14 protein-coding genes are annotated in these 16,752 nt (G+C 40.1%); 7 read left to right on the top strand and 7 right to left on the bottom strand.

Annotated elements, in window-relative coordinates; all coding sequences use genetic code 11:
* From purD to FL972_RS15075, 3 genes are read left to right on the top strand one after another with little or no spacing between them, the layout of a single operon-like run.
* On the top strand, positions 1-1,290 hold the full coding sequence (gene purD, locus FL972_RS15065) for a phosphoribosylamine--glycine ligase (RefSeq protein ID WP_144606543.1): 1,290 nt from the start codon (positions 1-3) through the stop codon (positions 1,288-1,290).
* Between the two features lie 35 nt (positions 1,291-1,325).
* Entirely contained in the window at positions 1,326-2,759 is a 1,434-nt protein-coding gene (gene ricT / locus FL972_RS15070; RefSeq protein ID WP_186300127.1) for a regulatory iron-sulfur-containing complex subunit RicT, read from the top strand.
* Positions 2,752-3,210, top strand: coding sequence for a gliding motility lipoprotein GldH (locus FL972_RS15075; RefSeq protein WP_144606547.1), 459 nt, complete (start codon positions 2,752-2,754; stop codon positions 3,208-3,210). The genes ricT and FL972_RS15075 overlap by 8 nt, the downstream gene beginning before the upstream one ends.
* 29 nt (positions 3,211-3,239) lie before the next feature.
* On the opposite strand, the gene pgi is transcribed toward FL972_RS15075, so the two are convergent.
* Positions 3,240-4,886 (bottom strand): glucose-6-phosphate isomerase, encoded by a 1,647-nt coding sequence (gene pgi, locus FL972_RS15080; RefSeq protein ID WP_144606549.1) that lies wholly within the window; start codon positions 4,884-4,886, stop codon positions 3,240-3,242.
* A 122-nt stretch (positions 4,887-5,008) separates the two neighbouring features.
* On the opposite strand from pgi, the gene FL972_RS15085 reads away from it, so the two are divergent.
* On the top strand, positions 5,009-5,773 hold the full coding sequence (locus tag FL972_RS15085) for a hypothetical protein (RefSeq protein WP_144606552.1): 765 nt from the start codon (positions 5,009-5,011) through the stop codon (positions 5,771-5,773).
* 334 nt (positions 5,774-6,107) lie between these two features.
* Here the strand turns inward: FL972_RS15085 and acnA are convergent, their stop codons facing one another.
* Positions 6,108-8,879 carry an aconitate hydratase AcnA gene (gene acnA, locus FL972_RS15090; protein WP_144606554.1) on the bottom strand — a complete coding sequence of 924 codons (2,772 nt, stop codon included), beginning with the start codon at positions 8,877-8,879 and terminating at the stop codon, positions 6,108-6,110.
* Between the two features lie 160 nt (positions 8,880-9,039).
* Between acnA and FL972_RS15095 the strand changes: the two genes are divergently transcribed.
* The gene (locus FL972_RS15095) at positions 9,040-10,080 is read left to right on the top strand and encodes an endonuclease/exonuclease/phosphatase family protein (protein ID WP_144606556.1); all 1,041 of its coding nucleotides are present in this window, start codon (positions 9,040-9,042) and stop codon (positions 10,078-10,080) included.
* 2 nt (positions 10,081-10,082) lie between these two features.
* Here the strand turns inward: FL972_RS15095 and FL972_RS15100 are convergent, their stop codons facing one another.
* The 4 genes from FL972_RS15100 to FL972_RS15115 form a co-directional block, all read right to left on the bottom strand.
* The gene (locus FL972_RS15100; RefSeq protein WP_144606558.1) at positions 10,083-11,057 is read right to left on the bottom strand and encodes an MlaD family protein; all 975 of its coding nucleotides are present in this window, start codon (positions 11,055-11,057) and stop codon (positions 10,083-10,085) included.
* Entirely contained in the window at positions 11,054-11,806 is a 753-nt protein-coding gene (locus FL972_RS15105; RefSeq protein WP_144606560.1) for an ABC transporter ATP-binding protein, read from the bottom strand. The genes FL972_RS15100 and FL972_RS15105 overlap by 4 nt, the downstream gene beginning before the upstream one ends.
* Positions 11,807-11,808: 2 nt before the next feature.
* Entirely contained in the window at positions 11,809-12,606 is a 798-nt protein-coding gene (locus tag FL972_RS15110; RefSeq protein ID WP_144606562.1) for an MlaE family ABC transporter permease, read from the bottom strand.
* A 167-nt stretch (positions 12,607-12,773) separates the two neighbouring features.
* A complete protein-coding gene (locus tag FL972_RS15115) occupies positions 12,774-13,130 on the bottom strand; it encodes a response regulator (RefSeq protein ID WP_144606564.1) in 357 nt (118 codons plus the stop codon).
* A 371-nt stretch (positions 13,131-13,501) separates the two neighbouring features.
* Between FL972_RS15115 and FL972_RS15120 the strand changes: the two genes are divergently transcribed.
* Both FL972_RS15120 and FL972_RS15125 read left to right on the top strand, forming a co-directional pair.
* Positions 13,502-14,878, top strand: coding sequence for a TIGR00341 family protein (locus FL972_RS15120; RefSeq protein ID WP_144606566.1), 1,377 nt, complete (start codon positions 13,502-13,504; stop codon positions 14,876-14,878).
* An 11-nt stretch (positions 14,879-14,889) separates the two neighbouring features.
* Entirely contained in the window at positions 14,890-15,342 is a 453-nt protein-coding gene (locus FL972_RS15125; protein WP_144606568.1) for a YciI family protein, read from the top strand.
* Positions 15,343-15,560: 218 nt separating this feature from the next.
* Here FL972_RS15125 and FL972_RS15130 read toward each other — a convergent pair whose 3' ends face one another.
* Positions 15,561-16,475 (bottom strand): glutaminase, encoded by a 915-nt coding sequence (locus FL972_RS15130; protein ID WP_144606570.1) that lies wholly within the window; start codon positions 16,473-16,475, stop codon positions 15,561-15,563.
* Positions 16,476-16,752: the final 277 nt, after the last annotated feature.

Raw genomic sequence — 16,752 nt, forward strand, 5'->3', positions numbered from 1 at the left:
ATGAATATACTTCTATTGGGTAGCGGAGGCCGTGAACATGCCTTTGCTTGGAAAATAGTACAAAGCCCAAAGTGCAGTCAGCTTTATGTTGCACCTGGTAATGCCGGGACTTCTGAAATAGCAATCAACCTTTCCATAGGCGTCACAGATTTTGAAGCAATTAAGGCTGCTATCCTTGATAAAAAGATTGATTTGGTAGTAGTCGGACCAGAAGCTCCTTTAGTGGAGGGTTTGGTAGATTATCTTCTGTCCTTCGATGAGACCAAAACAATTCCTGTAGTCGGACCTCCCCAATTAGGTGCGACTTTAGAAGGTAGTAAGGATTTTTCCAAGCGCTTCATGCAGCGGAACAATATCCCTACAGCTGCCTATGAAACCTTTTCCGTTCATCAGTTGGAAGAAGGTTTAGCATATTTAGAAAAGCAAAGTCTTCCGATCGTACTCAAAGCTGATGGTCTAGCAGCCGGTAAAGGTGTACTGATTTGTGAGACATTAGAAGATGCCAAGGCTTCTCTGAAGGAAATGCTTCAGGATCAAAAATTTGGCGAAGCCTCTTCCAAAGTAGTGATTGAAGAATTCCTAACAGGAATAGAGCTTTCAGTATTTGTTGCCACGGATGGCAAAAGTTATAAAATCTTACCCGAGGCAAAGGATTACAAGAGAATTGGGGAAGGCGATACTGGTTTGAATACCGGTGGCATGGGAGCTGTTACTCCTGTTGTTTTCGCAGATAAAGCTTTCATGGATAAGGTGGAAGAGCTGATCGTTCAGCCAACTGTCGCCGGTCTTGCAGCAGAAGATATTCCATACAAAGGGTTTTTATTCATTGGGTTGATGAATAAAAACGGAAACCCCTATGTAATTGAATACAATGTGAGGATGGGTGACCCTGAAACAGAAGCTGTTTTACCAAGAATTGAAAGCGATTTCTTGGAATTACTTTGGGCTATAGGGACAGGTAACCTGAAGGATTATGAGCTTTCAATTTCTCCTGATTACGCTACTACTGTGGTGATGGTTAGTGGTGGATATCCGGGTTCTTACGAAAAAGGTTTTGAAATTTCACTTCCTGCTTCAGTTGAAGGGGCTACGATTTTCCATGCGGGAACTTCAAGTAACTCAGAAGGCAAATTAGTAAACCAAGGAGGAAGAGTAATAGCAGTAACTGGGAGAGGAAAAGATTTGGAAACGGCTCTAAAAAACTCTTATGATGCTGTTAATCAAATCAAATGGAATAAATCCTACTACCGAAAGGATATTGGTCAGGATATTCTCAAATTGATTAAATAAACCCAAAAATTCAGGGCGAAAGCCTTTATAGATATATGTCTGGATGTAGTAGCTGCTCCACCTCTACTGGAGGTACCGGAGGCTGTCAAAACAACGGCACCTGCGGAACGAGCGATTGTAATAAAATGAATTCCTTTGATTGGCTAAGCCATATGGGAATTCCTCAAGTTGATAATTTTGATATTGTTGAGGTTAAGTTTAAAGGCGGTAGAAAGGAATACTTTCGAAATGTAGACTACTTAAGCTTAACAACAGGTGATCCTGTGGTAGTAGATGTACCCAGCGGACATCATATTGGCTATGTATCCCTGCAGGGGGAATTGGTTCGCCTCCAAATGCAAAAAAGAAAAGTTCGGGACGATGATAACATCCTAAGAATTTATCGGATTGCAAACCAAAAGGATATTGAAAAATGGGAAGAAGCCAAGAATCGGGAGATTCCTACTTTATACCGATGCCGACAAATTGTTGAAGAGTTAGGACTCAAAATGAAAATGTCTGATGTAGAATATCAGGCAGACAATTCCAAAGCTACCTTTTATTACTCCGCTGATGAACGGGTGGATTTCCGCGAACTGATCAAAGTTCTTGCGGGTGAGTTCAGAATCCGGGTAGAAATGAGGCAGATCAGTCTGAGACAAGAGGCTGGCAGATTGGGAGGAATTGGAGTTTGTGGTAGAGAACTTTGCTGCTCTACTTGGCTTGTTGACTTCAAGAACGTCAGTACCTCTGCAGCCAGATATCAAAATCTCTCTTTGAACCCAAGCAAGTTAAGCGGCCAATGTGGAAGATTGAAATGCTGCTTAAACTACGAATTGGATACCTATATGGATGCCATCAAGGATATCCCAGAGGTAGACAAACCCCTTCAAACTGAAGCCGGTATCGCCAAACTTCAGAAAACAGATATTTTCAGGAAGTTGATGTGGTTCAGTTACAACAACGATAACGATTGGCATAGCATCACTTGTGAAAGAGTGAAGGAGATTCAGGAACTCAATGCAAAAGGCGTCAAAGTTTTCAATCTACAGTACAATGAATCTTCTGAATTGGAAGACTTAGCCGCTCAATCTACCAGAGAGCTAGAGTTGTTGGATAAGAAATTTGCTAAGAAGAAAAAGAAGAAAAAACCCAGAAATAGAACCAGGGAACAGCAAACCTCTAATAATCCCCAAGCAGCAAGTTCAAGACAAGCACCGGAAAACCGGGAGAACAGGAACAAAGGACCTAGAAATCCTGAGGCTGGTCCTAAGCAGGATGTGGGAAATCCAGAAAATAGAAAGAGAAGAAATAAGAATAGAAAGAAGCCTAGAAATCCACAAAATCAGGCTCCCAATCCTGCTAATCCACAAGCTAAGCCGGATAATCCAGCAGGTAATAACCAGCAAGGGCCTGCTAAAAAAGAAAACAAGAGACGCTTTCCACCTAGAAAAAACCAAAATCCAAACAACAACTCGGGTAATGAATAGCTTGCGAATTCTTTGTTTTCTCGGTTTATCCCTCTGTCTATATTCCTGCTCTGGAGACAGGCTATATGAAGATTACATTTCTGTCAATGAAACTTCAGGCTGGAATCAATATGATAGCTTAAGTTTTGTAATCGGAGATTTACCTATTCAGGACAAAAAACCAATCATTGGAATCCGGTTTACAGAAAACTACCCTTTCTCTAACTTTTATATGAGGGTAATCTCCAAGGATTCTACCGGTCAGATTACAGAAAATCGCCTAATCAATATTCCCTTATTTGATTCCAAGTCAGGCGAACCCTTGGGAAGCGGTTTTGGAAATACTTATACCAAGTTTGACACCATGCCTTTCCAATTGAAGGAAGGAACAAAATCAATCGTATTGCTACAATATATGCGTCAGGAAAATTTACCTGGGATTGAGTCAGCAGGAATCAAAATTTTAAAATGAAAATGGCCTCCACCTGGAGGCCATTCTTTTTAATTCCTCATCTTTTTATAAGCATTGATCAAGCCATTAGTTGATCCATCGTGAGTGGTGATTTTTTCTTCATTTTGTAATTCTGGAAGAATTCCATTTGCTAGAACTTTTCCTAGCTCAACCCCCCATTGATCAAAACTGAAAATGTTCCAGATCGCTCCCTGAACAAAGATCTTATGCTCATACATGGCAATCAGCATTCCGAGAGTATATGGAGTAATTTGCTTGACCAAAATAGAGTTGGTAGGCCTATTTCCTTCGAATACTCTGTGAGGGGCTATTTTATCAATTTCCTCCACGGATTTACCCGCCTTATTCATTTCACTTCTTACTTCTTCCAAAGACTTTCCTTTCATTAAAGCTTCGGTTTGGGCGAAGAAATTAGATAGCAGTTTTGGATGATGATCTCCAAGAGGATTATGAGATTTAGCCGGAGCTATGAAGTCACAAGGGATCAACTGAGTTCCTTGATGGATAAGTTGATAGAAAGCATGCTGACCATTGGTTCCTGGCTCTCCCCAAATAATTGGGCCAGTAGAATAATTTACTTTCTCACCTGATCTTGACACATATTTTCCATTGCTTTCCATATTGCCTTGCTGGAAGTATGCTGCAAAGCGATGTAAATATTGATCATAAGGCAAAATAGCCTCAGATGCAGCTCCTAAGAAATTGGTATTCCAAATTCCGATTAAAGCGAGAAGTATCGGAATATTTTGATCATACTCTGAAGTACGAAAATGCTCATCCATGGCATAAGCCCCGGAAAGTAACTTTTCAAAATTTTCAAATCCTATAGCGCAGGCAATAGGCAGACCGATGGCAGACCACAGTGAGTACCTTCCTCCTACCCAATCCCAAAACTCAAACATATTGGCGGGGTCAATTCCGAAAGCCTCAACTCCTTTGAGGTTGGTGGATAGAGCCACAAAATGCTTCGCAACAGCAGACTCGTCCTTGGCATGATCCAAAAACCAATTCCTTGCAGAATGCGCATTGGTCATGGTTTCCTGAGTAGTGAAGGTCTTGGAAGCTATAAAGAATAGGGTAGTTTCAGGATCAACTTTCTTCAAAGTCTCGGCAATGTGAGTTCCATCCACGTTAGATACAAAGAAGATTTCCAGGTTTTCGGCTTGGTATGGCTTTAATGCCTCAGTTACCATTACAGGCCCGAGGTCAGAGCCTCCGATTCCAATATTAACCAAGCTTTTGATGGGCTTACCCGTATAGCCTAACCAGTTTCCTTGATTGACTTTATCAGCAAAGGATTTCATTTTTTCCAGAACAGCATTTACATCTGGCATAACATCTTTGCCGTCAACAGTAACAGGCCGATTAGAACGATTTCTCAAGGCAGTATGCAAAACAGCCCTGTTTTCAGTTTCATTGATAGGTTGCCCGCTAAACATTGCCTCAATGGCTTGACGAAGCTCAGTTTCTTTTGCTAAATCCAATAAAGCGTTTCTGATTTCGTCATTTACGCGGTTTTTTGAAAAATCAACAAGGATATCTTCCAAAGAAATACTATATCTATCAAAGCGACCCCTTTCTTCAAAAAGAGATTGGATCTGAAGTGTTTTGTATTTGGTAGCTAATTCAAGTAGTCTCCTCCAAGCTGAAGTGGAGGTTGGGTTGATTGCCTTCATGTATAGGTTTTTAGGAATGAGGAACAAAATTAAGATTAATCCCCGATAGGAAAAGAACTGCTTGGATTTTGCTTCAAGAGAAAAACCTTTTTACTTAGATGTTTAGTATTCAAAGTCTACTCATGTTATTTAAAATATCTCTTTATTTTCAAGCTTTTCTCCTAGTAAGCAGCTTATTATTGAACGCTGCTGCTGTTCAGGCACAAACAAGAACAATCGAGCCATTAAATCGGCATTTTATCAATATAGCCCCAGAAGATTCAGTTAACATCGCATTTTTGAAAATCAGTACTGAGGTAAGCGATAGTCTGAAAATCATCCGGTATTACGATTTATTAAACCGCTTAATCAAAAAGGAAACTATCGGAATTAATCCTGAAGGAGGCTATCGGGAAAAAACTGTTCAAGAATATGACAGCCTTGGAGATTTGTTTTCACTCCAAATCCAAAACTTAGAAAATCAACTTTCTATCACAACTTATTATTTCGATGGAAAACAAGTCGCTCAATCAATTTATGAAGGAAACGGAAATTACCGGGTGATACGAAATGGGGAAAATTCACCTCATCAATTGGAGAAAAACAATTTCAATCCTCAATTGAATGCTTCAAAAGAAGAATGGGGTAAATTTTTCAACCGCAATTTCAAGGTAAACGGGATGAGAATCAAGGAGGATTTTCAATATGCCTTAATAGCGGTTTTAATTGATGAGAATGGCAATAGAAAAGAAATTGAAGTTGCAAACCCTCACCAAGTGGAGGATTATTTTGAGCAAAAAGCCTTAGAACTCATCTTAAAATGGGGTGATAATTATCTGCCCGCCCTTGACCCTTTTGGAAATCCAATTGAAAAATGGCTCTATATCCCACTTCAGTTTATCCGTTAAATTAGCCTTAGGCCTAAATAATTTAATCTGACAAAAAAGCACATTTACCAAACTGAGCGAAGTCGAAATTTCCTTTTAGGTATCAGGAAATTTCGACACTCGCCAGAGGTTGATAGGCTCCTATTGAAGAATTTCTACAGGAGAATTGCTTATTTATTATTTCTGATTATCCGCAATCATGCCAGTTACTTTATTTTCCTTGCTTGACTGTTGGAAGACCGAGGACCGAGGACCCAGCCACGGCCGGCGAAGCTTCCGGATTCTGATCCTTTCAGCAGACAATAAACCAGATTTTTGTCAATACTGGTAGGAAAGCGGATATCCACATTATTATTTAACTCTTCAGAAAATCTCGAAGTACATAATTCAAGATACCGCCATGTTTGTAGTAAGCGATTTCAACTTCTGAATCTAACCTAGACTTAACTTTGAATTTTTTCTCACCCTCGTCAGATTTTGCAATAACATCAAGCTCTTGACCCGGGGTCAACCCTGCTTCAATTCCTGAAATGGTAAACTGCTCTTTCCCGCTTAATCCCAGTGAAGAGGCATTTTCTCCATCTAGAAACTGTAATGGCATTACTCCCATCCCTACTAGATTAGAGCGGTGGATTCTTTCGTAGCTTTCTGCAATGACTGCCTTGATTCCCAATAAATTAGTCCCTTTGGCAGCCCAGTCTCTGGAAGAACCGGAGCCATATTCTTTTCCTGCCAACACAATCAATGGAATTCCGGCAGATTGGTATTGAGTGGATGCTTCAAATACACTCATCTCCTCACCACTTGGAATATATGTGGTAAAACCACCTTCCTGAGTAGCTAATTGGTTTTTGATTCTGACATTGGCAAAGGTTCCTCTCACCATCACCTCATCATTTCCACGTCGTGATCCATAAGAATTAAAATCAGGCCTTTGAACGCCCCTATTGATAAGGTATTTTCCTGCCGGAGAATTTTCTCTAAAAGAACCTGCCGGAGAAATATGGTCTGTGGTAATAGAATCTCCTAACTTGAGTAAAACATGGGCTCCATTGATATCCTTTGGTTCTGGCACATCCACTGAAATACCTTTGAAGAAAGGAGCTTCCTTGATATAGGTGGACTCATCGTCCCATGGGTAAATCTCCCCTTCCCCGGATTCCAGTTTTTTCCAGATATCATTTCCTTCAAAAATTTCTCCATAACTTTTCTGGTAATCGCCAGGAGAAAGCACTTGTCTTGCAATTTCGTCTATCTCCTCCTGACTAGGCCAGATATCCTTTAAGTAAACCGGCTCTAAGTTTGGATCATAACCTACGGGTTCATTATATAAGTCCACATCCACGCGACCAGTCAAAGCATAAACCACCACTAGCATTGGAGACATGAGGTAATTCATTTTCACTTGAGGGTGAACTCGAGCTTCAAAATTTCTATTACCGGAAAGAACCGATGCCACTATCAGATCATTATCCTCCACTGCAGCTGCGATATGGCGAGGAAGTGGTCCGGAGTTACCGATACAGGAAGTACAGCCATAACCTACTGTGTGAAATTTCAAGGCTTCTAAATCATCCATCAGCCCTGCTTTTTCCAAATAGTCAGTCACAACCTTAGACCCTGGAGCTAGGGAAGTTTTGACCCAAGGCTTGACGTCTAAGCCTTTTTCTCTAGCTTTTCTGGCAACCAAACCCGCCCCCAGCATTACCGAAGGGTTGGATGTATTAGTACAGGAGGTTATTGCTGCAATAACAATTGAACCGTCATATAGCTCGAATTTTTCATTGTGAAGATCTACTGTGACAGTTTTGAGGCCATTTTTTACTTTAGTCTCATAATTCACGTCTGTTTGGACTGCCGTGTTTTCTGCTCCAGTTTGTCCTCCTCCCTCTGCATACCATCGGGATACTTCACGTTTATCTATTGGAATGTATTCTCTTCCGTGAGCAGATTTTAGTAATTCCTGAAATTTGGGCTTAAAATCTCTTACTAGGATTTTATCCTGAGGTCTTTTTGGACCTGATACAGTAGCTTCAACTGTGCCCAAATCCAATTCGACCAAAGACGAGTACTGAATCAAATCTTCTTCTTTTCTCCAAAGCAAGTTTGCTTTGCAGTAGTCTTCCACCAATTTGATCTGCTCCTCACTTCTATTGGTTTTGCCCATGTAATCCAAGGTTCTATCATCGATAGGGAAATAGGTCACAGTACAACCAAATTCAGGAGACATATTTGAAATAGTAGCTCTGTCAGGCACAGAAAGGTGATCCAATCCTGGACCGAAGACTTCGACAAACTTTCCTACCACTCCATGCTTTCTTAGCAATTCTGTAATAGTCAATACCATATCTGTAGCGGTGGTTCCTGCAGGTAACTTTCCTGTCAATTTCAATCCAACCACTTCAGGCATGATGAAATAAATCGGTTGTCCTAAAAGAGCTGCTTCCGCTTCGATTCCACCAACACCCCATCCAACGACACCTATGCCATTGACCATTGGAGTATGCGAGTCTGTTCCCACCAAAGTATCAGGAAAAGCATTTCCATCCCTGGTAATTACACCTTGAGCGAGGTATTCCAGATTTACCTGATGACAAATTCCCATTCCAGGAGGTACTACGGAGAAATTATTAAAGGATTTTTGAGCCCACTTGAGGAACTGATATCTTTCTCGATTCCGCTCATATTCAACCTCCACGTTTTTCTGGTAGCTATAATTGGTACCAAAAAAATCAACCTGGACAGAGTGGTCGATTACCAAATCCACCGGAATCAGCGGATTGATTTTAGAAGGATCTTTCCCTTTTCTTTTAGCTTCTGACCTCAATGATGCTATATCTACTACAGCCGGAACTCCTGTAAAATCCTGCATCAACACACGGGCAGGTTTGTAGGGAATATCTTTATCCGATGGGCTGGGAGACCAGTTTAAAATAGTTTCTAAATGCTCAGGTGTAATTGCGAAATTATCGAAGTTTCGAAGGGCATTTTCCAATAAGATTCGGATGGAAAAAGGTAGGTGTTTTACTTTCTTGCCAGCCGCTTCCAACTTTTCCAAACTCCAATAGGTATATTCTCCGCTTGAGGTTTTAAGTTGGGATTTGATTTTAAATGGATCTAAATTCATGGTAAAAAGGTGTTAGAGTATAAAACAATTTCTAGTAAACTAACCAGAATTAGGGCATTTGGATTCCCTACATAGGTAAAAGGTATTTATTTTTTGAGAATTTAAAGAACATTTCCTTGCTAAAAATTCTACATTCAACATTATTTCCCTCTTATTCATCATGATTTTACTGCGAATTTTTAGTGGTTTCTTTATCCTTGCCACCTTCCTTCCTCTGATTAAATGGGACAATTGGTGGATTCGGGTTTTTGATTACCCCAGAATCCAGAAGTTCCTGATCAACCTTTTACTTTTAATAGGATGGATTTCTTTCTCTTCTCAATTCAAGGTTGAGTTTTGGATTTGGATGAGTCTATTAATTGTCTGCGAAGCTTTCCTGATCCGAAAAGTTATTCCCTTCACACCACTGGGAAAGAAAATGATTCAAAAAGTAAATTTTGACCAGGGTTCAGGTATTCATTTGATAGTGGCTAATGTATATCAATACAATAGGAAGTATCATAAAATGCTTCGTCTGGTAGCAAAGGAAAATCCGGATTTAGTATTTATGGTAGAAACTGATCAAGCTTGGGCTGATGCAATGAAGGAATTGGAATTTAAATATTCGGAATGCATTAAAATACCCCTTGACAACACCTATGGACTGCTTTTGTATACCAACCTTAAAATCGACAGAAAAGAAACCCATTATCTGATTGATTCTGAAATTCCATCCTTAGAGCTGGATATTATCTTGAACGATGGTCAAAAAATCACCCTTTATGCCATTCACCCTACTCCGCCCGTACCTGGAGAAAATTCGGTTAGCACTGAAAGAGATGCTGAAATACTTATAGTCGGGAAAAAATCCAAAGCAAACCCACTTCCTTCTTTGGTAATCGGAGATTTGAACGATGTGGCTTGGAGTTATACTACTGAACTATTTCTAAAAATATCTGAAATGGCTGATCCCAGAAGGGGGCGTGGTACCTTTAATACTTTTCACGCGAAAATACCCGTTTTTAGGTGGCCTCTTGACCACATCTTTTTATCCAAGGAGTTTGGCCTTTCTGAGCTTAAAGTCTTGTCAGGGATAGGCTCAGATCATTTTCCGATCAGTTTGAAGGCAGTCTTGACAAAAAGAAACACGACCGATACCCTTCAGGCCAACGGGGATGAAAAAAAAGAAGCCCGGCAGAAAATTTCCAACGGGCTTGATTGAGTTTAATTTCCTCCTTCTTCGGCTTTGGCTTTTCGCTTGAATCCTTTTCGGAATGGCCAGGTATATTCTAGGGCTTCAAGTCCTCGATTCAGATTATAAGTCGCAGAATCCGTATTCTCCAATGTGCTTTTCAAGGTTTGAGCAAACTCCGGATCATTCAGCAATAGCCCCAAGGAATTGTTTGGATCATCCAGTTTAGCCGTGATTTCATTCAGTTTAGCAGTTAGCGCCTCAGTATTGTCTGCTGAGGATCTGAAGCTTTCCAAGGTTGCTTTCAAGTCAGTTACCATCGTGGTATCTGTTGCCAAATCATTGAATAAACTTCCTTCGGCATTCAGTTTAGAAGAAAACTTTGTCAAGTCAGTCAACATTTTATTACTGTTGATTGAGGCTCTATTTAAATTGGAAAGAATAGAACGGAAATTATCCGCCAAAACCGAGTCAGTCATCACCGCTCCCACTATTCCTTCACCGTTAGCTAATTTGCCGGTGAGCAATTTAAGATCATTGGTGATATCCACTAGGTTTTTATTGTTTTCCTGAAGGGTTTCCATCATTTTATCAGTATCTAAAGGCATTACAGCCTCTAGTCTATCCCCGTCCTCTACAGGAGGCGCTAGAGTAGTTCCACCGTAGATCACGATGATTTTGTTACCGATTAAACCATCTGAACTGATGGTAGCCTTAGAATCCTTACGGATAAACTCAGCCACTGATTTTTCTACATTCATCTCAATCTCCACCTGAGAATCTCCGTAGAAATTGATCTTGCGTACTGTTCCTATCTTCACCCCTGAAAACCAGATATTATTTCCAGTCTGAAGGCCTCCGATATCATCGAAAACAGCCTTCAGATGAATTGCTTTTACAAATTTCTTTTGCTGGCCACCCAGTGTCAATACCCCGGCTACCAATATGGCGATCCCCAAAAAGACAAAAATGCCTACAATGACTGATCTCTTGTTTTCACCTCTCATGATTCTATAAAATTATAATCGTAGAATGATTTCACTCGTTGGTCGTCTGCATCAGCAAACACTTCATTAAAAGTACCGACAGCTTTAAATTGACCGTCCAATAATACGGCCATTCTATCACCGGTTACTTTAGCACAGGTCAAATCGTGCGTAATAACAATGGATGTGGTTTTAAATTGTTCCCTCACTTCATTGATCAAATTATTGATATCCATACAGGTAATGGGATCCAAACCTGCTGTAGGCTCATCATATAACATGATTTCAGGGTCCAATATCAAGGTACGGGCTACCCCAATTCGTTTCTTTTGACCTCCGGATAATTCTGAAGGCATTTGGTTGATAGTCTGTGGCAAACCCACTGAATCCAACAAACCTTCAATTTTCTTCTGTATTTCCCCTTTAGTCAGGTTTTTCACATTCCTAACTAATGGAAATTCCAAGTTTTCCTTAACTGTCATACTATCGTACAAGGCCGAATTTTGAAAAGAAAAGCCAATTTTTAGCCTTAATTCATTCAGTTGCTTGGAATTCAATTGCGAAACCTCTTTCCCAAAAACATGCATGGTCCCCGCATCCTGCTTGAGCAAGCCCACCATAATTTTGATCAATACAGATTTGCCAGAGCCTGATTTACCCAAAACCACCAAGTTCTCTTCCTTGAACAAGTCTAAATCAACTCCCTGAAGTACTTTCAGATCTCCAAAAGACTTTTTTAATCCTCTTATTTCAACAACCTTTTCTGCCATGATTACATTCCTCTAATTGCGTTTACGATTTGAAGAACCAATAGCTCTTCAATAAAGATCAGGAACATAGAGATAACCACCGCTGAGTTTGCAGCTCTACCTACACCTTCTGTTCCTTTCGATGAATTGTAACCTTTGTAGCATCCCACTATGCCAATGGTAAAACCAAAGAGCAGGGATTTGAGAACAGAGGACCAGATATCCAAGAATGAAATAGATTCAAATACCTGGACAAAGAAGGTAGATAGACTGACCAATTCATTGGAATTCACATTCAGGAAAGACCCAATCAGTGCCACAAAATCTGTGTACATGACAAGAATTGGAATCATAAACGTGGTAGCTAATACCCGTGTAACAACCAAAAATTTGAAAGGGTTGGTTGCAGAAACTTCCATCGCATCTATCTGCTCGGTAACTTTCATGGAACCTATTTCGGCTCCAATACTGGAACCCACTTTTCCTGCAGCAATCAAGGCTGTAACGAGAGGCCCCATCGCTCTCACCACTGCGATAGATATCAAAGAAGGAAGCCAAGATGCAGCTCCAAATTCTGTCAGAGAAGGCCGGGATTGATTGGTAAAAACAATCCCAACTATAAACCCTGTCAAGGAGATCAAAGGCAATGACTCAACTCCAATTCTGTAACATTGATGGACTACCTCTTTGAATTCATAGGGTGGCAAAAACACTTCCTGAAAAAATCGCCTAACGAAATTCCAGGCGTCTGCCAGACCCGTAAAAAACTTATCTATTTTCTTCGAAAGCAAAGGCTTTCTTTCATCTGATTTTTCAGCCATAGTTTCTCTTCGAATGCCCGAAATTAGTCAAAATATTCTAAAGGGATTCCTTCTAACTTTTTCTTATCCATTTAGTGGTTTTGAAAGGTAATTTACGGTGATGAAAAAGGGTTCAGATTTAGGTTTAAAAAAATCGAAGCCCAGAGGATAATCCCCCTTTAAAATGATCAAATCAAGCCCGCTATTTTTTCCCAATCCCCCTTCTCCAAAGGTTTCTCCAAAAGCTGTTTTACCTGAGGAAAATTCTTCACTTTTTTCTTGTCATCAGGGGACGCATGCCCCGTTATAAATACGATAGGAGCGTCAGAAATTTTGGTAAAATCTTCCACTAAATCCCAACCGGATTCTCCCTCCAAATTCAGATCAGAAAGTATCAAATCTGCCTTGTTTTCCTGAAGCCAAACTTTGAGTTTTTCAGGCTCATGAAAGAACTCTGTAATGCTTCCGGGGATGTGTATTTTTAAAAGTTTTTTCATCAGCATATGCTGAATCAAATCGTCGTCTAAATAAATAATTGATGCCATGAATACTTTTTACTTTCTAAATCTAAGCTTGACGTGACGTGGACTCCAAGAACCAAAATCAATTCCTAAAATTATAGCTAATTCCTCAAAAAACGTCAATAAATGAAGTTTTCATATTTTTAGTTAAATCTAAAAAATTTAGCCTAACTTAATTATATCGGGGCTAAATATCTTATATTTAATTATAAATCAATTATTTAAGATACCAAATAAGAAGTAATGAATTAATGATTTTTTTGAGGTTAGATACTCTGAATCTTTTCTATCCGTAATCCATTACTCAAGGATCGAGCCAGCTATATTTTTGACCTATGGATCAATAAATAGCCTTTTAATACTTATTTTGGGCCATTGATTTTCAATTCAACTGTATGACATCAACCCCTCCTAAGCCAAGAAAAAGGAATCAGTTTATCCGATTTTTGCTCTACTTGAAAGATCGATTTGATCTACATGAAGGGAAGGAAGACGAGCTAGAAACTATCGAGTATGTTCGCAAAAATGTGGACTTCAAAGGAGCCAATTTATGGATTCTGATCTTCGCCATTTTCGTGGCCTCTGTAGGTCTGAATGTCAACTCTACCGCGGTCATCATTGGAGCCATGTTGATCTCTCCATTGATGGGTCCAATCATGGGTATTGGGATGGCAGCAGGGATCAATGATTTTGAACTTTTGAAACGCTCTTTGAGGAATCTTGGAGTAGCAGTTTTCATCTCCATTTTAACCTCTACAATTTACTTTTACTTCTCCCCTCTTGATGGTCCTCAGTCCGAACTTTTGGCTCGTACCGAACCCACAGTTTGGGATGTGTTGATCGCTCTGTTTGGAGGTCTCGCCGGAATTGTGGCAGGCTCCAGAAAAGAGAAGAGTAATGCGATTCCAGGGGTGGCAATTGCTACCGCTTTGATGCCTCCTTTGTGTACTGCCGGCTATGGTTTAGCGACCTTCAATTTCTATTATTTCTTCGGAGCATTTTACCTCTTTTTTATCAACTCAGTTTTCATCAGCCTTTCAACTTATCTGATCGTTCGATTTATGAAATACCCCAAGAAAGAATTCTTGGATCATAAAAAAGAGAAGCAGGTTCAGACCTATATCACCATCTTTACCATCATCACCATAGTACCTTCTATTTACTTGGCTTATGGCATTGTGCTTCGTTCGATTTGGGAAGAGCAAGCTAAGAGGTATGTTAAAATTGAAATGGTTTTTCCGAGGACTCAGATATTAAATTCGGACTTTGATTACTCCACAGAGCCAAGAAGAATTCAGGTAAATCTGATTGGAGAAGAACTAGACTCCGACCTGATAGAAATCACCAAGGAAAAAGCTAAAGAGTATGGTTTGGATCAGACGGAAGTGGTCATCCATCAAAGTGGAAATGGAGGAACAGACCTCAACGTACTTCGATCAGATATCCTTAAAGATCTTTACGAGCGAAATGAACAAGTCATCCAAGACAAGGACCAGCGTATCGCTATTCTGGAAAATGAAGTTGCCAATTATGCGCAGGTAAGAGCACTCGGAGGAGAAATTGCCCAGGAGGCAAAAATCAATCATCCGAATCTTCGTAAATTCACTTTGAACCGTTCTTTAGTAACCGATCTGGAAAAAAAGAAAGCAGATACCTTATTGGTCGCCTATGCTGAGTTTGTTCCTAAGCCTCCAAGAGCTGAAAGGGATAAATTTATCGAATGGCTAAAGCTCAGGACCAAGTCAGATACAGTTGCTTTGATTCTATATTAAGAAAACTCACTATGAAAAATATCATCATCACCTTGGCTCTTTTATTTGTTATTAGCGGATTGAGTCAGGCTCAGGAGAAATTTGATCAGGAGCTGGCAGACAAAGTAGGAGCTGATCCCTATGGTATGAAGAAATATGTCATCGCTTTCCTATATCGGGGAGATCGGGTCAATGAATATAGCGCTGAAGAAAGAGCTGAGCTGCAAAAAGGACACATGGCCAATATTTCAAGGTTGGCTGAAGAAGGCAAAATGGTTTTAGCAGGCCCATTCTTCGGAAATGAGGATTTGAGAGGGCTCTTCTTTTTTGATGTGCAGAGTATAGAAGAGGCACAGGCATTAACGGAATCCGACCCTTCTATCAAGGCTGGTGTACTGAAAATGGAACTTAAGGAATGGTATGGATCTGCTACCTTGCCTTTACTTTTTGACTTGCATTCAAAAATCGCAAAAGAAGATATCTAGCATACTTTAACCCGGATTATGCATTAGAATCTGTAGTGAGAGGTCAAATCGCAATAAAATCAATCCGCCTGAGGCGGAGAATGAAGCATAGCACCGCTACGGTGATTGAGCTAAATACAGCAAAGCGATTGATTTTGAAGCGGTTTGGACTCGTAATAAGTAGTCTACTGCATATTTCGGGTTTAAGGACTATTTGAATAGAAAACCTGGCTTCGAATTCAAAATAGCGAGAAGGATAACTTATTTGTCAACAATTCCAAAGCTCGAATCGCCTTTACAGAATTTCCCTTCTCGTTCAATTCAGGACTCCAGACTGCAATACTGAACTTATGGGGCATCACGGCAGCTACTCCACCTCCTACCCCACTCTTTCCAGGTAATCCCACTCTGTAGGCAAACTCTCCTGCCTCATCGTAGAATCCACAGGTCAACATGATCGCATTGACTCTTCGGGCATGACTCTCGGTCAAAATTTCCTTGTTGGCAAAAATGGAATATCCATCATTAGCTAAAAACGAGAAAGATTTGGCTAAGTCAACACAATTCATTTCCATAGCGCAGTGGGAAAAATAAACGTCCAATACTTCATCAATCGAATTATCAAAGTTTTTGTAGGATTTGAGAAAGTAGGCAAGAGCGGTATTTCTTGCGGCATGATTCTTTTCAGATTTCATGACAGCCTGATTGATCTCAACACAGTTTTCACCTGCCAATTCATTGATGAAATCAGATATCTGCGAGACAGGCTTTTCAAATTTACTGCAAAGCGCATCCGTGATTACCAAAGCACCTGCATTTATAAAGGGATTTCGAGGGATACCCTTTTCATATTCCAGCTGAGCAATGGAGTTGAATGGGTTACCGCTAGGTTCCACATTAACTCGAGACCAAAGCTGCGTATCAAATTTTGGGAAAACCATGGTTAAGGTATGCACCTTACTGATACTTTGAATTGAAAAAGGATTTTGATAATCACCCACACCATATACATTCCCTTTGAGGTCTACTAAGGCAATCCCAAATTGATGGGGATCCACAGTGGCCAGCTCCGGGATATAATTCGCAACTTTTCCTCTGAGATTCTCTTCCTGTACTTCTTGATAAACTTCTTCTATGAGTTCTTGGTAATCCATTTGATGAAAATAGTTTAAAATGAAAAAGGTGACAATACTAGTATGTTATTGAAATTCCAGGTTAAAAGTTCACCAAGAATATTTTTTTAACCCAAACCCCTTGGTCTCTTATCTAGTTTAGAACTTCTAATCTCTCGATTCTAGTATCTATTTCCACTCTTCTGACCGCTAGCTTCTCGCTTCTAAACTCTAGCCTCACGCATCAAATATCTCACTTCTCCGCTCTATTCTCTCCCATCTCATTTAACTTCATCTACTCATAACCTTGATCCCATTA

The sequence above is a fragment of the Algoriphagus algorifonticola genome, from assembly GCF_007655305.1.
Classification (GTDB): Bacteria; Bacteroidota; Bacteroidia; order Cytophagales; family Cyclobacteriaceae; genus Algoriphagus; species Algoriphagus algorifonticola.

What these genes read in the sequence shown, in the direction of transcription:
- acnA (WP_144606554.1), bottom strand. Translation starts at nt 8,879, where the DNA reads ATGAATTTAGATCCATTTAAAATCAAATCCCAACTTAAAACCTCAAGC.
- pgi (WP_144606549.1), bottom strand. Translation starts at nt 4,886, where the DNA reads ATGAAGGCAATCAACCCAACCTCCACTTCAGCTTGGAGGAGACTACTT.
- FL972_RS15115 (WP_144606564.1), bottom strand. Translation starts at nt 13,130, where the DNA reads ATGGCATCAATTATTTATTTAGACGACGATTTGATTCAGCATATGCTG.
- FL972_RS15120 (WP_144606566.1), top strand. Translation starts at nt 13,502, where the DNA reads ATGACATCAACCCCTCCTAAGCCAAGAAAAAGGAATCAGTTTATCCGA.
- purD (WP_144606543.1), top strand. Translation starts at nt 1, where the DNA reads ATGAATATACTTCTATTGGGTAGCGGAGGCCGTGAACATGCCTTTGCT.
- FL972_RS15125 (WP_144606568.1), top strand. Translation starts at nt 14,890, where the DNA reads ATGAAAAATATCATCATCACCTTGGCTCTTTTATTTGTTATTAGCGGA.
- FL972_RS15085 (WP_144606552.1), top strand. Translation starts at nt 5,009, where the DNA reads ATGTTATTTAAAATATCTCTTTATTTTCAAGCTTTTCTCCTAGTAAGC.
- FL972_RS15100 (WP_144606558.1), bottom strand. Translation starts at nt 11,057, where the DNA reads ATGAGAGGTGAAAACAAGAGATCAGTCATTGTAGGCATTTTTGTCTTT.
- ricT (WP_186300127.1), top strand. Translation starts at nt 1,326, where the DNA reads ATGTCTGGATGTAGTAGCTGCTCCACCTCTACTGGAGGTACCGGAGGC.
- FL972_RS15110 (WP_144606562.1), bottom strand. Translation starts at nt 12,606, where the DNA reads ATGGCTGAAAAATCAGATGAAAGAAAGCCTTTGCTTTCGAAGAAAATA.
- FL972_RS15095 (WP_144606556.1), top strand. Translation starts at nt 9,040, where the DNA reads ATGATTTTACTGCGAATTTTTAGTGGTTTCTTTATCCTTGCCACCTTC.
- FL972_RS15130 (WP_144606570.1), bottom strand. Translation starts at nt 16,475, where the DNA reads ATGGATTACCAAGAACTCATAGAAGAAGTTTATCAAGAAGTACAGGAA.
- FL972_RS15075 (WP_144606547.1), top strand. Translation starts at nt 2,752, where the DNA reads ATGAATAGCTTGCGAATTCTTTGTTTTCTCGGTTTATCCCTCTGTCTA.
- FL972_RS15105 (WP_144606560.1), bottom strand. Translation starts at nt 11,806, where the DNA reads ATGGCAGAAAAGGTTGTTGAAATAAGAGGATTAAAAAAGTCTTTTGGA.